This window comes from Streptomyces xylophagus (genome assembly GCF_000716435.1).
In the GTDB taxonomy this organism is placed as follows: domain Bacteria; phylum Actinomycetota; class Actinomycetes; order Streptomycetales; family Streptomycetaceae; genus Streptomyces; species Streptomyces xylophagus.
In genome coordinates this window covers 610,552-625,506 of the sequence record NZ_JNWO01000002.1, presented here as the reverse complement: position 1 = coordinate 625,506, position 14,955 = coordinate 610,552, and the positions used below count along the sequence as shown (strand labels likewise).

Sequence of the window (14,955 nt, the reverse complement as noted above, 5' to 3'; positions counted from 1 at the left end):
GCAGGTCCGGTCCGCGTGATTGTCGCGTTACACGCGGGCCGGGCCGACGGCTTCGGCGTCCTGCGCGACCAGGGCGGCGGCTCGCAGCGGGTCGCCGTCGGCCCGTGCGAGCAGTCGGTCCACGTTCCAGGTCAGCGGGGCGTTCCCGGTGGTGAGCGTCAGGACGGGCGACGCCTCCATGCGGTGCAGGGACAGCGCGGCGTCCGTGCCGGGTAGTAGCCGGTGTGTCTCCTCCAGCAGGGTGGCGGCGGCCCGGTCCCGCTGGTCCCGTTGCGCGGGGTCGCAGGCGGTCAGCGCCTCGGCCACCTCGGGATCCCCCGGCTCGTACTGCTCCAGCGCGGGCAGCAGCGCGGCGTCGGCGAGTACGGCGGCGGCCTGGAGGGTGTGCGGATGCGCGCTTCCGGCCGCCAGCAGTTCCCCGAGCAGCGGTACCGCCCGTGGGTCGCGCCGGAGGGCGAGACCGCGTACCGCCTCCTCCCGGGTGTCCGGGTCGGTGTCGTCCAGCCGCGCCCGCAGGGCGTCGCGGACGGCAGGGCTGTCCGTTGCGGCCAATGTGCCCAACGCGAACGTGGCCTGGTCCCTGACGTCCGGTTCGGCGTCCCCGGTCAGCCGGATCAGCGCACTGACCGCCGGATCGTCCTCCCGTCCGGTGACCGCCGTGGCCAGCCCGAAAGCGGCCTCGGCCCGGTCTTCGGCGTCCTGCCGCCCGGCCTGCACGATCAATGCTGCGACGTTGGCTTCCACAGCCCCATCTTCGCCGGTGGGCGCTGCCACCGGTACCGCGTTTCCGAAGGCGGGGCGTATCGCGTCAGCCGACGAAGTCCTTGAGCTTCACTGTCTCCAAGGTGATGCCTACAGGGTCGGGGATGGTGGCCGTGTCGCCGAACGGCAGGGTGATCGAGACGTGCGAGACGTGACCTTCGCCGAAGACGCCTCCCAACTGCGAACCGGCAACGCGCCCCGCGCGATGGCCACCTGGGGCAACCTGGCCATCGGCGCCCTACGACTCGACGGGGCCCGCAACATCGCCGCCGGCCTACGGCGAAACGCCCGCGACGCGACCCGCCCCTCGCCCTCCTCGGGCTCACATGATCACGAAGCGGACAGCCTGCGACTTTGCCGAAGCCCTGCACCGGCACCCTGCGGCTGATCGCCGGACCACGCCGCTGACCACCACCGCCCGTCGCGGCCTGGCCCAGCAGCTGAGGCCCGCGGGCACTAACCCGTGGAGCGGGCGGCACTTCAGCGCCGGATGGGGCACCAGCGCCGAGCGGGAACACCGCCCGGTCGAACCGGACCTGGTCGCCGAGTTCGTCGCCGACCAGCGGGCATGGCCGGGGATTCAGGACCAGCCGCATGTAGCAGGTCCGGCATACCGGGCCGCCCAGCAGGACCGTGCGGTAGTCGCGGATTTCGCCGCACAGGTGGCAGTGTGTTTTGCGCCGGGGCCGGCAGTTGCCGCACAGCGGCCCGTCCGCCGTACGCGCGTCACTCCAGCTGCGCCGCCCGCACCGGACGCACGTCGCCTGGGAGTTCGGATCGTGCCGGTAGCAGCGCAGGCACAACGGCCCCTCGGGCAAGCGCCGGTGAAGGCCCGCAGTCGTCGCATCAGCGACAGCCGCGGGTTGATCGTCGTGGCTTGCAGCAGTCGGCTCTGCTGCAGCTCCCAGCCGTCCAACATGGCCTCGAACACGGCCGCTTGCTCGTCGAGATGAATGACGTCCTCGACGAGCACCAGATGTGCCGCACTCGACAGGTCCAGCCGTCGCATACCCTCAGGTCAGGGAGCCAAGGCGCGAACTGGATCCCCCTCCGCTCCAACTCCACATCCAGGGGCGGGTGTTGCATCCGATGAATAACGCGCAGAATGACAGGACGGTCGCCCGCTGGATCCCGAGTCTCCCGTGTACGCCCGGACCGTGCTCGACCAGTTGGCCTGGTGGGCGGTCGCACTCCGATCGGCACGCGACGCCGCTCCCTACCCGGGGTGAGCTCGGGCTCTCCCTGGCTCAGCCGCTCACGTGGTCAGGCCGGTTCACTCGGCTTCGCCGCGGCTGCGAGGCCGGGTTGGAGGCGGCGGGCCGCGTTGAGGTGGTCGGCGGTCCAGATGATGCGCACGGCTGTCGCCGTGGCGTGTCCGTCGTCGTCGCGGAGGTCGCGGCGCAGGGAGTGGACCAGGCGTGCCTCCTCGTCGGGGTCGCGGGAGAGCGGGTCGGGCACGGCAGCGTGCCTGCCGAGTCCGACGGCCAGATCGCGGTACCAGTCGGCCACCCGGCCGGCGGTGTCGAGCAGCGTGAGCCGGGCCTCGGAACGGTCGGGTTCGATCCGCTCCTCACCGCCGTTGCGTTGCCACAGTTCCAGTACGGCGTCCGAGGCGAGGCGCAGTCCTACGATCCCGGTGACCAGGGTGGTCATGTCGGACAGCCGCACCGGCTTGGCGCCGCGTTCGGCGAGGTAGCTGCGGAAGGCGTCGTCGAGCCGACGGGACGCGGCGGCCGCCTGCCGACCGGCCTCCAGCGGGGCGTCGGTCGGGATGCAGCCGATACTGCACCGGCTGGCCGCGTACTCCACCACGTCGGCCAGATAGCGGGCGCTGTCGGTGTACGCCGCCGACAGTGCCCGGTCGACGGCGGCCGCGGCACCACGCGGCCAGAAGAACAGGCCCACCAGTACGCTCACCGCGCAGCCGAGGGCGATGTCCTCGATCCGCAGCAGCACGATGTGCCAGTCGGGGTTCTGCCCGATGTTGAACAGGATGACCAGGGTGACGGTGAAGGCCGCCTGTCCCGCCGCGAACGAGATGGCAGCGGGGGCGATGCCGGCGATGAGCACGGCGACCGGGAGCAGGAACCAGAGCACGGTGCTGTGGTGCCCGATGAGCTGGAGCAGTCCGGTGCCGATGAGCGAACCGGCGAGCGTGCCGCCGAGGGCCCGGAGCGCGTTCTGCCCGGTGTTGAGCGCGTTGGAACGCAGCACCGACAGGGTTCCCAGCAGGATCCAGAACGAGTGCTGCACGCTTGTCAGGTTCGCCAGGGCCACCGCGATGCCGAGGCCGACCGCACCCCGGAGACTGTTGTGCAGCCAGACCGAGCGCGGCTCCAGGTGTGCGGCGGCGCGCTCGACGGCGGATCCCAGCGGCTGCGTCAGTGCGCCGGGTTCCGTGCCCAGCAACCGCTCGGGCCAGCTGCGGCGCTCGGCAGCCGCGGCCAGGTCCACGTTGCCGGCGATCTGGAGGGTGGCGTACCCCAACTCCTGGGCGCGGAACGACAGGTCGAGGGTTTCGATGAAGGCGCGGACCTCCGACTCCGTGCCGGGTTTCGGCCGGTGCACGGGCAGCCGGTGGGTGGCGCGGAGTTCCATGCCGTCCATGGCCGTACGCAGGTTCAGCAGGGCGGCACGGAGGGCGTCGGGCGCGTTGCGCGGGGCGTCGAGGATGTCGGCCGCCTCGTCCAGGGTCATGGCGACAGCACGCCGTACGGCGTGTGCGTCGGCGTCGCAGGCCCTGGGGTCCTCGAGTGGAGGGCCGCTGTCGGCCACGATGGCGCTCAGCCAGGTCAGTTCGTCGACCAGCCGGACCAGCGCGCGGGAGCCGGCGGACAGACCCGTGGGCCGGTAGAGCGTGGCGTCGAAGGCGGTGCGCAGGTCCGCCGCGGCGGCGGCGGCCTGACCGGCGGTGACCTCGCACTGCCGGGTGGTGGGTGCGTCCGGCCCGCCGGCGAGCCATGAGGCGTCCGTACGCAGTTGCGCCGCAGCCGCTCGGCAGACGCGGGCGGCTGGTGCGCTGAGCGGGTCCGCGGCGGGCCGGGGCCACAACAAGGAGATCGCGAGCACGGCGGCGACCGCCGCGAGGCCCGCGCCGGCGAGCCGGTCGGGCAGCTGCGACAGCGGGGCGGGCGAGGTCACCGGGAGGATGAAAGCCAGCAGCAGCGCGGTCGACGCGCCCGCGAGAACGGAGCTGACCACACCCGAGAAGAGCACCAGGAAGCCGACCACGACCATGACGGTGACCGCGAGCCAGGTCGTCCGGGCCACCAGCGTGCCGAGGCAGATGAGTACCGCCCAGGCCACGGCCAGACCCACGTGGGCCCGCAGGCGCTGCACCATGGGGCCGGTGAACTCCACCAGCAGGAGCATCGAGAACGAACCGAACGCCGCGTAGGTCGCCATCGTCACGGAATGCAGCACCTGGCTGCACAGAGCGAACAGGGCGGGCATCACCAGCGCGGTGCGCGCGGCCCGGCGGGTCGCCACGAACCCCGGATCGTGATCGCGCAACCAGGTGGGGATCCGCCCGGACAGGACGCGCCAAGGTATTTCCATACGCGCTCGCGTACCTCCTGTCGGCACAGCACCCACATGCCCCGCCGCTCACGAGTATCCGACATTCCCGGTGCCCGCACACTGTGCCATCACATCGGGCAGGGGCGGGGCCGAGTCCGGTCGCCGGATCTCGGGCGGCGGCATCGGTCACGGTTCGATGACGAAGGCCCGTGGAGTGTGCGCCGGGTGGGGGTCCGGGGCGTGGGGGTGGTGATACGGCGGTCGGGCTCGCCCTAGTGAGTCAGGTCCTCGGACCTTCCCTCCACCCCGCTCCACCACGAACGTGAGGATCGACCATGCAGCACCGCACGTTGGGATTCGCCGCTGTCGGCGTCGCCGCCGCGGGCCTGTGCGCCGTGTTGGCCACGACGGCGCTCGCCTCGTCCGACCACGGAACCACACCGCAGTCCGTCAAGCAGTCGCAGACCGCGGTCAAGCAGGCCACGAAACCGAAGGCGGCCACCAGCGACAAGACCAAGGACCAGCCGTCCGAGGAGAACCGACAACTCCTGGAGATACAGCGGGAGATCAAGGTGACGACCGGCCGCCCGACCAAGGCCCAGGTCACCGAAGCCGACAAGCTGGTCGGGCAGTTGAAGGCGAAAGGCAAGGCCACCGCGGCGCAGCTCGCCTGGCTGGCGCTGACTCCCGCCGAGAAGCGCGTGGAGGCCGCACCGGTGAGCACGAACTGAGTGGAGCGTGACAGCGGCAGTGGCCGAGGACGGCAGGCCGGCATGACGGACTTCGAGGAGTTCTACCAGTCGGCGTACGCGCGGCTGGTCGGTCAGTTGTTCTCGGTCACCGGCAGTCTCGAGCAGGCCGAGGACGTCGTGCAGGAGGCGTTCATCCGGGCCCTGGACCGCTGGCCTCGGATCCGGGCGTACGACGTTCCCGAACTGTGGGTGCGCCGGGTGGCGATCAACCTCGCCGTCAGCGAGATCCGGCGGTTGCGCCGACGCGCCGCGGCTCTGCTGCGCCTGGGTGCCCAGCGCCCGCTGCCCCAACTCACGCCGCAGACGGTCGAGATCGCCGAGATGTTGCGCCGGGTTCCGGTGAACCAGCGCCCGGTGCTGTTGCTGCACGACGTACTGGATCTGCCGATCGAGCAGGTCGCCGAGCAACTGGGCCTCCCGGTGAGCACCGTGCGCGGCAGGCTCGCCCGTGCCCGCGCGAACCTGGCCCGCCACCTCGCCGCCGATCCGGAAGGAGCTCTGTCCCCCCATGGCCGACCCTGAACACGACCTTCGCCGACTCGTCGAGGAGGGCACCCGGGCCGCCCGGCAACCGCCGCTCTCGGACCTACGGCGTCGCGCCCGGCGTCGCCGCACAGTCCGCGAGGTCGCGACGGTCACAGCCGTAGCCGCAGCGGTGTTGGCGGTCTTCCCCCTGGTCGCCTCGGAACGTTCCGGAACCAGCACGCCCGGTCCGACGGCGCCCGGCACCCTCCACCGCACGCCTCCCGGCTCCACCAAATCTCTGCTCGCCTCACCGTCCGAGACCGTGCCGGGCGGCAACGTCACGCTGACCGGCACGGGCTGCGCCCCAGGGAAGGCGGTGTCCTTCGGGATCCGCTGGGAGCGCGGTGCGAAGGTGAGCCTCTCGATGGAAGAGCAGAAGAAGTCGACGGGGCAACCACAGGCCACCGCCACGGCTGCCGGTAACTACCAGTTGGCCTCGGTCGACGCATCCGCCACCGGATCCTTCGAGGCCAGGGTCACGATCCCGACCAGCCCCGCGATCAACAAGCCCACGCTGTGGGCCAGTTGCCGGACACCTGCCCCGTCCCACCAACTCACCCAGTACGTCACGATCGTCGTCCGCAGCCCCCGCTAGTGCTCTGACCGGGAAGGTTCACCGTGTCGCGACGGCTGGCACGGCGCCTCGACGCGTTGGTCGGACCACCGAGGTACGTGCGGTAGGAGCCGTGGCCCTCCGCCTTGCGATGCACCGCACGGGCCGCCGGCCGGGCGGCCTCCTTACGGTTGGTGACCTTCGCGCCCCGGTCCGGGCTCACACTCGCCGTCCCGCCCTCTCAGGCGGAAAAGACGGGGCAGGCGTTTAATCGGATGTGCGTGCGGCGCGGGGTTGTTAGGTTCGCCGTGTGCCGAAGCTGAATCAGATCATCGCAGTCGAAAAGGGCGTCAAGTCCAAGGCCCTCCAGGAGCTCACCCAGGCTCACCAGGACGTGCAGAAGCCCGCCCTGCTGGCCGGCATCTCCCGGACCTATCAGCCCAAGGACGAGGAGGGCGAGCAGCTGCCGCCCGAGTCCACGCGGGTGCAGATCAAGGCCGAGGATGCTCTGCGGGCGACCGCCGGGACGCTGACGCGGCTCTTCGACGTGACCGCGACGAAGGACTGGGCGAACCGGTCTGCGGTCGCGGACGTGGTGGTCGACGGTACGGTGCTGTTGCCCCAGGTGCCCGTCCCCTACCTGTTGTTCCTGGAGAAGCAACTCACCGACCTGCACACCTTCGTGCGCAAGTTGCCAGTGCTCGACGCCTCCGAGTCCTGGAACCTGGACCCCTCGACGGACTCGTGGAAGACGGACCCGGTGCGGACCATCCGCACAAAGAAGGTCCCGCGCAACCACGTGAAGGCCGAGGCCACGGAGAAGCACCCGGCGCAGGTCGAGGTGTACTACGAGGACGTCCCGGTCGGTTACTGGACCACGGTGAAGTTCTCCGGCGCGCTGCCCGCCCGGCGGGTCAACGAGCTCCTCGACCGCGTTGAGAAGCTCCAGCAGTCCGTCAAGTTCGCCCGCGAGGAGGCGAACAACACCGAGGTCACCGACCAGCGGGTCGGCGACGCGGTATTCGGCTACCTGTTCCGGTAGCCTCCACACACGCCCTCCGTCGCGAGCGGAGGGTGCGCGATGAGCGCAAGCTGAAACTGATGTTGAAGCTGATGAAGGGGTGTCAGTTGGGGGTTCGAATCCCTCTCCCCGCACCACGTGCGGGGGTGGCCCAAGCCTGGCAGAGGCGGCCCCGTGAAACTCAGATTCTCGCTCCAGTCTCAGTATTCGCCGCCGAACACCGGATCGACCGAGCGTGGGCGAACATCGACGGATGGGGGTTCAAGTCCCCTCGGCGCCTCTCTCGTGGCGCTGTAGTTCAAAGGCAGAACACGTCGATCTCAACATGACCCGCGGTTCTTAAACGCCGCCGGTGTGCGCAAATGGGTGGCAAGCTGGAGCCCGGGAGCTGGACATGCTCCCGGGCTCCGTCACGTTCCGGCCCGCAGCTTGGTGCTGTGACCGGGAAGGTTCACCGGGTTGAGTGGTCAGGCCGCGGTGGATAGGGGTCTGCCGCCCCAGCGGATGCCTCTTTCGCTGCGGATGCGGGCGCGTTCGCGTCGTTGGGCCGCGAGGACGTCGGGGTGACGGGCGTTCTTGTTGCGCCAGCGCAGGTAGGCATGCAGGACCCGTGTCTGAACGGTGTGGTTGGGGTGGTTCGAGTTGGCCAGGGTGAACTGCCGTAGTGGTCCGAAGTGCGCCTCGATGGGGTTGGCCCAGGACGCGTAGGTCGGGGTAAAGCACAGCTCAACTTTGTTTCGGTCCGCCCACCTGCGGATTCTCCAGTTCAGGTGGGCGGAGAGGTTGTCGAGGATCACGTAGATCGGGGCGCCGTCCGGGCGCGCTGCCCGGAGCGTCTTCAAGGCGGCCCAGGTGTGGTCGATGCCTTTGCGGCGCCGGTTGATCCCCCACATCTGGTCGTCGCCGACGGAGTAGCAGCCGTGAAAGTAGGTGATTCCGTGGGTGCGCCGGCAGGCGGCCGGGCTGCGACTGCTCAGCCCAGCAGGAGCCGGCGGTGGGGCGGATTCCCAGGGGCCCGAACTCGTCGAACGCGAAAGTGCGGTCCGGTCGTTCATTGATCGCGTACTCAACCCGGGCGAGCTTCGCGTCGAAGGCCGCATCTGGGGACTCCTTCCAGGTCTTGGTGCGCTTGAAGGAGATCCCGCGGCGGGCGAGTAAGCACCGCAGGGCCTCCCGGCCAATGAGGACGGGGCGGGCACGGTTGCGTCGCAGATGATCGGCGAGCTTGCGGATGGACCAGCGGGTAAAGGGCTTGCCCAGCACGGTCGGGCGAGTGGTGGCCGTCTGGACGACGAAGTCCTCGTCGTTACGATCGAGAAGGCGGGGACGGCCTCCCGCCCAGCGAGGGTTCAGGCATGCGAGCCCTATCTCGTTGAACTTGTGGATCACGTCGCGGACGGTGTCCTGGTCAGCCTGGACCACGCGGGCTATGACGAGGATCGTGCTGCCGCCGGCTGAAGCCAGGAGCATCATCGCCCGCCGGAACCGCACCGAACTCGTGCTGCCCCGCCGGACGATGCGCTGGAGTTTCTGGCCCTCCTGCTCGGTCAGTCCGCGAACCCGGACCGGTTTCGCCATCCCGCCTCCCCACGCTGCTTGGAGAACTCATTTCCAAGCAGCACAACGAGCAACACGGGGAACCTTCCCGGTCAAAGCACTAGGGAGCCCTTGCCGCTCCTACCCGAGACGCGCGCGATCGATGAACGCGGTCAACGCGTCCGCGGTCGCGTCGGGTTGCTCCTCGGGAATGAAGTGTCCGGCGTCCGGGAGGACGACGCCGGTCACGTTCTCCGCCCACGGGCTGAGGGAGGCGGCCATGTCGGGGATCGAGCCGTGGGAGCTGGAGATTCCCAGGACCGGGAGGGTCAAGTGCCCCCGTGCGAGAGCGACTTGGTTCTCGCGCGCTGACTCCGCGGCGTCGCGGAAGTAGCCGAGAGCCGCTCGGAGCCCTCCCTCGGCTGCGATGGAGGCGGCGTAGTAGTCGATCTCGGCACTGTCGAACGTGCTCGGGGACAGCGTCTTGGCCCTCAAGAACCAGCCCACGTACTCCCGTTCACGGCCGGTGATCAACGTCTCGGGCAGCTCGGGCACCAGGTGGAACGCCAAGTGCCAGGTCTTCCAGGCCCGTTCGGGATCTGTCGGGATGGTGTCCGGGAGGGTGATTCCCGGAATTCCGGCGTCGAGCAGGGCGAGGCCGTGGAGGCGGTCCTGATACCTCAGGGCGAGCGAGAAGGCGACGCAGGCCCCGATGTCGTGGGCGGCGAGCCAGTACTTCGGCACGTCGAGCGCGGTCAGCGCGGCCTGGACGCGCGAGGCGAGGGTGTGACTGTCGTAACCGTCTTGAGGACGATCAGAGTGGCCCTGTCCCGGCAGGTCGACCGCGATCACGTGGAAGCGCTCGGCAAGGCGCGGCATCACTCTGTGCCAGGCCCAACAGGTCTGCGGGAATCCGGCGAGCAGTACGACGGTGGGGCCGCCCGACCGACCGCCTTCCAGGGCGTGCAGCCGGATCCCTTCCGCGTCGACCCAGCGATGGGTGAAACCCGCGAGACCGCGCAGCGGCAGTCCGGGGATGTCGTGCTGGCCGGAAGTACGGTTCGGGGCGATGCCGGCGTCGGTCATGCATCGAGCCTAACTCATCTTGGACTGTTCAGTTCAAGATAGGGTGGGGCAAAGCCACGATGGACTGGCTCAAGAACGGGGTGCGTGCGGGATGGCTGGGAAGAAGCAGTTCGACGTGGACATCGCGCTCGACGCGGCGATGGTCCAGTTCTGGCGGGACGGATACGCCGACACCTCGCTCGACGACCTCTCCAGGGCGACCGGATTGAACCGAAGTTCCCTCTACTCCTCGTTCGGCGACAAGGACTCGCTCTACCTGCACTGCCTGGACCGCTACGCCGTCCGGTACGGAGCCAGATACGAACAGGCGCTTTCCTCCGGCACGTCCGAGGAACCACTTCAGGCGATACAGGCGTTTTTCGAGGTCACCCTCCAACGCATCGCCGACCCCGACGTGCCGGACGGATGCCTGGTCGCTCAGACCGCGATGGCAACACCCGTACTCAGCCCCGCCATCGCCGCGCGCGCGATCGAAGCGGTGGGGCTTCAGCGTGCGCGGCTGCGGACCGCCCTGAACACAGCGGAGTTGACCGAGAAGGACGCCGAGAACTACGCCACTCACATCACGGCGGTCAACCAGTCGCTCGCCGTGATGAGCCGGGCCCGGGCGAGCCAGAAGCAGCTCCGCAAGATCGTCGACATCAGCATGAGCGCACTCGCGCAGGCTTTGCGCGGCCGGGGCTGAAGCGCGCTGTCGGCAGGCCTTGGTCATCAACTAACCGAGGAGAGCCGCCGTTTCGGGATGGGGACCGTTGTTCGCCCACTCCAGAGGCGACCAACCGGTGCCGTGATCCTCCCGTACGGTCGGATCGGCGCCGTGGGCCAGCAGTTCACGCACCGTCTCCGTGTGGCCCCAACATGCGGCTGCGCACAACGGCGTTCCTTCCGCGCCGATTCCGCTGCTCTCGGTGTCGGGAGCGGCGCCGGCCGCCAGGAGCAGACCGACGATGGCGGTTTCTCCGTTCACGGAAGCCGCGTAGAGAGGTGTGGTGCCGTCGCTGTCGGCCAGCTCCGGCTCGGCTCCCGCCCGCAGTACCGCCTTCACAACGGCGGTGTCACCTGCCTGTATTGCTCCGAAGAGACGCCTGGAGAGCTTCTTTCGCCGCCGCTGGTTCATGAGCCGAGATTAGGGTCGGTGCGCGGGGCGGAACCACTGCTATCCACAGCACTTCAGCTCGTGCGTCGGCAAGGGTGATGATGGTGGCCATGGCCCTGTCGACGGCGTTCACGAAGTTGTTCGGTGTGCAGCACCCGGTCGCATTGGCCCCGATGGGTGGGTCGGCCGGTGGTGCGCTGACCGCAGCGGTCTCCCGCGGTGGCGGGTTGGGCCTGCTGGGCAGCGGCAACGGGGATCGCGAGTGGCTGGCCCGCGAGTCGGCCGTCGTCGCAGACAACACCACGAAGCCGTGGGGAATCGGCTTTCTGACCTGGCAGATCGGTATCGACGCGATCGAGCACGCGCTGGAACACGAGCCGGTTGCGGTGATGTTGTCGTTCGGGGATCCGAGCCCGTTCGCCGAACGTGTCCGCCGGGCAGGTGCGGCATTGATCATTCAGGTCACTGATCTGGAGGAGGCAAGGCGAGCGGTGGACCTCGGCGCCGACGTCATCGTGGCCCAGGGGTCCGAGAGCGGCGGACACGGAGCTCGGCACGGACGCTCCACTCTGCCGTTCGTGCCGGTGGTCGTGGATCTGGCGGCTCCCGTGCCTGTGCTCGCCGCCGGCGGGATCGCCGACGGCCGCGGCCTGGCCGCTGCACTCGCCCTCGGCGCCGCCGGAGCGCTCATCGGCACCCGCTTCCAGGCCACGACCGAATCCCTGGTCAGCCCCTCGACCGCCGACGCCATCGTCCAGGGGCTCGGCGGGGACACCGAGCGGAACAGCATCCTCGACATCGCCCGAGGCTCCCGCTGGCCGTCGAAGTACACCGCCCGCACCCTCGGTCACCCCTTCCTCGACGCGTGGCGCGGCCGGGAGACCGAACTCACCGCCGATCCCCACGCCAGGCAGGCCTACCAACTCGCCCTGGCGCAGGGCGACATACCCGCACTGCCCGTATGGGCCGGCGAAGCCGTCGACCTCATCAACGACCTGCCGTCGGCAGCCGATCTCGTCAACAGCATCGCCGCACAGGCCGAAGAGGCCCTTGCCCGCGCTGGAAAGGAGTGAGGGAAAGCCTCGTCGGCTGAGCACCGGACGGGGGTTCCTCTCCCGGATTCAGCGGACAGCGATCGCCCTGTGCGCCTGGTGTCCGATCTGGCCGATGCCCGGCACAGTGGGGCCATGACAGTGGGATTCAGTGGTGCCGTGGCCGAGTACTACGCGGAGTTCCGGCGTGGGTACCCGCCCCAGGTCTTCGACGCCTTGGAGGAAGCCTTCGGACTCTCGCAGACCGATGTAGTGCTCGACATGGGATGCGGCACCGGGCAGCTTGCTCTTCCTTTCGCTTCCCGGGTCCGCTCGGTGGTGGGGATGGATCCGGAGCCGGACATGTTGCGGCTGGCCCGGCACGCGGCGGAGGCTCAGGGGGTTCGGAACACGACCTGGGTACTTGGTGCCGACACCGAACTCCCGGCGCTGGGTGGGCTGTTGGGAGAACGGTCATTGGCACTGACGGTCATCGGGCAGGCTCTCCACTGGATGCGGCACGAGGAGTTGTTCCGCGCCGTACTGCCGCTGCTGCGTGTCGGTGGAGGCATCGCGGTGATTTCCAACGGAACGCCGTTGTGGCTCCAGGACAGCTCATGGTCCCGGGCCCTGCGCAGTTGCCTTGAAGAGTGGCTCGGTACGACGCTGACGGCGACCTGCGGCACGAGCAGCCGTGACCGGCTGAGGTACGCGGAGGCACTTCGGTCTGCGGGCTTCGGCGGTGTGCGGGAGTTGTTCGTCGAGTACAGCGACGAGTTGAGCTTCGACCAACTCTTCGGCGGAGTCTGCTCCGCGATTCCCGCCGATCGCTTGCCCGGACCGGACGACCGCGCCGCCTTCGCCGAACGTATCCGGCAGGCGCTCCCTGCGGACGAGCGGTTCATCGAGGACGTGCGTGTAAGCATGCTCATCGGGCAGGTCGGGGACGTGGGTGTCTAGCGAGCTGATCCCGATATTCGCGCGTCGTCAACGCTCGTTCAGACACCGATGCCGCTTCACGTGAGGACGCGCACGCCGCCCTCGGCAAGGGTATCGAGAGCCTCGGCGAACAGGTCGTACGGCCGGCCGGCCGGTGTCAGGACGTGGGACAGATACTCGTGCGCGGTCGCGGCGTTCCGCCAGAGCAGGGTTGCCGGGGCGGTGTAGCCGAAGGTGCCACGCAGACAGTCGTCGACGGCCGCCAGACAGCCGCCGAAGTAGCCGCCCGGGCCGTTCACTGCTTCGCCGAGCGCCAGGTAGAGGCCTGGGACGTCGGTGACGTGACGGCCGTCGAGTTCGTAGGCGTGGCCAGCAGGCCGGTCGCCACGGGAGCGCCTGAACCCCCGCTCCTGGACGAGGTCTAGCCAGACCCAACGGTGACGGGTGTCGAGGCCGGCCCAGGCACCGAAGCTGATCGGCGGCCCGGCAAGCCACCGCTTCCAGATCGTCCGGGCGTAATCGGGAACGGGCTCGAACAACTCCCCGTCGAGTTCCAGGTCGATCAGATCCGCCCCGTAGGAAGATGGGCGCCAGGCCCGGACTCTGGCGTTCAGCAGCCGATCGGTGAGCAACTCGCCGTGGTCGTCCCGTATTTCCAGGGCGGCTTCCTCCAGATTCAGCGACCGCCGCGTGTTCTTCGAGAGTGCGGCCCGCAGTGCGTCGCCCTGGGCAAGTCCCCGTAGGACGAGCGGGGGCGCAACTCGTTCTTGCGGCAAGATGCGTGCGAACTCCCGGCAGGAGCCCAGCCATTGACGTTCGTTGTGTACTCGGACCGGGCCCCGGTAGCCCTCGGGCGGACCTTCGTAGTCGTCCAAGCCGGTGAGTATGAGGCTGTCTGCGCACCGGAGTCGCCCTACGCTCTCCGTGTCCTCCAGCGGCCAGGGTTCGAGCGTCTCGTCGTCCCGCACGAGCCATACCCGGTTGCTACCCAGTCCCCCGCTGGGCTCTCCGAAAAGTCCCTCCACCGCGTCGCACACGCCCCAGACCTGGCCGTGCGCTGTCTCCGTCAGTGCGTAACGTCCCTGTCTCCGGTGGTCCTTGTCCTCGTGCACGGTGGAGATCATGCCTGGACCAGGAGCTGACCGCGAGGCTAATTTCTCATGGCAGTCGTCAACTGGCCTGGCTCTGCACCGCGTTCATGTCGCGGTGGGCTTTCGGACGAGGATTTGGATGCCCGTTGACTCATGGCCGTTCATGGTGGGCACGACGATGGTTCGGGAACTGAGCACTTCGAAACCCGCCAGCAGAATGGTGAGCCATTCACGTGAGTGGTGGCGGCAGACCGCGCCGTCGCCGGTCTCGAATACGCCGTAACTGCCGTGGCCGGTCGCGTATTTGCTGTAGCGGCGGCGATTGCGTTCGTCGTCCTGGAGGAGAAGGTCGCTGACGTAGAGGATTCCGCCGGGCTTGAGGATGCGGTTCAGCTCGGTGATCAACCGGTGTTGGGACTCGTCTGCGGGGACGCAGGTCAGCACGGCGAAGAGCAGGACGGCGTCGAATTCGGCATGTGGGGAAGGCAGGGCCGGTGGTTCGCTCAGGGTGGTGAAGTGCATGGTGGGGTGCAGGTGTTGGGCCCGTTTGATCATTGCCGGTGAGGTGTCGGCGCCCAACAGGTTGCCGAAGCCGTGCTGTTCGAGTTCCGCCATGGTGCGGCCGTAGCCGCATCCGTAGTCGAGAACCGCGGCGTGCCTGCTGATCCCGTCCAGCCAGGGCAGATGGAGTGGATGGGTGAACGTCTTGGTTGCTGCAGCGGTATCCCAGTACGCAATCTGGCTGTCGGGGGTGGACACGGTGGATGCCTCCCTGGGGGGGGTGGCCGAAGGCGGCCATGTTGCCAACGGGGCGGGATGCTCGCCAAAGGGTGTCGCACTCGGCCGTGATCTGGCATCTACGTTGTATGGCTTGGGTGTTGAGGGCCCAGCAGGTGCTGGTGGTCGCGATGTGCCGCCGCACGAATCTCACGATGCGCAGCCGGGTCCGTTGTTCGCCGTGCCGGCACGGCGACGGCTCCATCACGCCGTCGAGGCCGTCACTCACCCGCACAACCTCGGCCTCGCCTTCGCCCTCGCCCTCGC

General features: G+C 68.9%; 14 protein-coding genes and 1 pseudogene. 7 read left to right on the top strand and 8 right to left on the bottom strand.

All coding sequences use genetic code 11. From position 1 onward, the window contains the following. Positions 1 to 27: 27 nt before the first annotated feature. The 3 genes from OO70_RS51120 to OO70_RS06260 form a co-directional block, all read right to left on the bottom strand. Positions 28 to 744: a HEAT repeat domain-containing protein gene (locus OO70_RS51120; RefSeq protein ID WP_199827253.1), complete on the bottom strand. Its 717-nt coding sequence runs from the start codon at positions 742 to 744 to the stop codon at positions 28 to 30. A gap of 64 nt (positions 745 to 808) precedes the next feature. Beyond that, positions 809 to 940: a hypothetical protein gene (locus OO70_RS56595; protein WP_267881211.1), complete on the bottom strand. Its 132-nt coding sequence runs from the start codon at positions 938 to 940 to the stop codon at positions 809 to 811. 1,085 nt (positions 941 to 2,025) lie between these two features. Then, positions 2,026 to 4,320 (bottom strand): FUSC family protein, encoded by a 2,295-nt coding sequence (locus OO70_RS06260; protein WP_043665019.1) that lies wholly within the window; start codon positions 4,318 to 4,320, stop codon positions 2,026 to 2,028. Positions 4,321 to 4,616: 296 nt separating this feature from the next. On the opposite strand from OO70_RS06260, the gene OO70_RS06255 reads away from it, so the two are divergent. From OO70_RS06255 to OO70_RS06240, 4 genes are all read left to right on the top strand, one after another. Next, complete coding sequence (locus OO70_RS06255; protein ID WP_043665016.1) at positions 4,617 to 5,012, top strand: hypothetical protein; 396 nt, start codon at positions 4,617 to 4,619, stop codon at positions 5,010 to 5,012. A gap of 42 nt (positions 5,013 to 5,054) precedes the next feature. Then, positions 5,055 to 5,555 (top strand): sigma-70 family RNA polymerase sigma factor, encoded by a 501-nt coding sequence (locus tag OO70_RS06250; RefSeq protein WP_043665014.1) that lies wholly within the window; start codon positions 5,055 to 5,057, stop codon positions 5,553 to 5,555. Further along, positions 5,542 to 6,153 carry a hypothetical protein gene (locus tag OO70_RS06245; protein ID WP_043665011.1) on the top strand — a complete coding sequence of 204 codons (612 nt, stop codon included), beginning with the start codon at positions 5,542 to 5,544 and terminating at the stop codon, positions 6,151 to 6,153. The genes OO70_RS06250 and OO70_RS06245 overlap by 14 nt, the downstream gene beginning before the upstream one ends. A 268-nt stretch (positions 6,154 to 6,421) precedes the next feature. Continuing rightward, complete coding sequence (locus tag OO70_RS06240) at positions 6,422 to 7,153, top strand: DUF7873 family protein (RefSeq protein ID WP_006376607.1); 732 nt, start codon at positions 6,422 to 6,424, stop codon at positions 7,151 to 7,153. Between the two features lie 446 nt (positions 7,154 to 7,599). Here the strand turns inward: OO70_RS06240 and OO70_RS06235 are convergent. Together OO70_RS06235 and OO70_RS06230 are read right to left on the bottom strand one after the other, a co-directional pair. Then, positions 7,600 to 8,710 (bottom strand): annotated as a pseudogene (locus tag OO70_RS06235) (IS630 family transposase). 99 nt (positions 8,711 to 8,809) lie between these two features. Further along, a complete protein-coding gene (locus OO70_RS06230; RefSeq protein WP_043665006.1) occupies positions 8,810 to 9,754 on the bottom strand; it encodes an alpha/beta fold hydrolase in 945 nt (314 codons plus the stop codon). A gap of 91 nt (positions 9,755 to 9,845) precedes the next feature. Here OO70_RS06230 and OO70_RS06225 point away from each other — a divergent pair, with 91 nt between their 5' ends. After that, positions 9,846 to 10,439 (top strand): TetR/AcrR family transcriptional regulator, encoded by a 594-nt coding sequence (locus OO70_RS06225; RefSeq protein WP_043665003.1) that lies wholly within the window; start codon positions 9,846 to 9,848, stop codon positions 10,437 to 10,439. 30 nt (positions 10,440 to 10,469) lie between these two features. Here OO70_RS06225 and OO70_RS06220 read toward each other — a convergent pair whose 3' ends face one another. After that, positions 10,470 to 10,871: an ankyrin repeat domain-containing protein gene (locus OO70_RS06220; RefSeq protein ID WP_043665000.1), complete on the bottom strand. Its 402-nt coding sequence runs from the start codon at positions 10,869 to 10,871 to the stop codon at positions 10,470 to 10,472. An 89-nt stretch (positions 10,872 to 10,960) separates the two neighbouring features. Between OO70_RS06220 and OO70_RS06215 the strand changes: the two genes are divergently transcribed. Both OO70_RS06215 and OO70_RS06210 read left to right on the top strand, forming a co-directional pair. Next, positions 10,961 to 11,923: an NAD(P)H-dependent flavin oxidoreductase gene (locus OO70_RS06215; RefSeq protein WP_043665545.1), complete on the top strand. Its 963-nt coding sequence runs from the start codon at positions 10,961 to 10,963 to the stop codon at positions 11,921 to 11,923. A gap of 114 nt (positions 11,924 to 12,037) precedes the next feature. Then, positions 12,038 to 12,841 carry a class I SAM-dependent methyltransferase gene (locus tag OO70_RS06210; protein ID WP_043665543.1) on the top strand — a complete coding sequence of 268 codons (804 nt, stop codon included), beginning with the start codon at positions 12,038 to 12,040 and terminating at the stop codon, positions 12,839 to 12,841. Positions 12,842 to 12,897: 56 nt separating this feature from the next. Here OO70_RS06210 and OO70_RS06205 read toward each other — a convergent pair whose 3' ends face one another. Next, positions 12,898 to 13,944, bottom strand: a complete 1,047-nt coding sequence (locus OO70_RS06205) for a barstar family protein (RefSeq protein WP_043664997.1) — start codon at positions 13,942 to 13,944, stop codon at positions 12,898 to 12,900. Positions 13,945 to 14,016: 72 nt separating this feature from the next. Next, positions 14,017 to 14,670, bottom strand: a complete 654-nt coding sequence (locus OO70_RS06200; RefSeq protein ID WP_043664994.1) for a class I SAM-dependent methyltransferase — start codon at positions 14,668 to 14,670, stop codon at positions 14,017 to 14,019. Positions 14,671 to 14,955 lie beyond the last annotated feature (285 nt).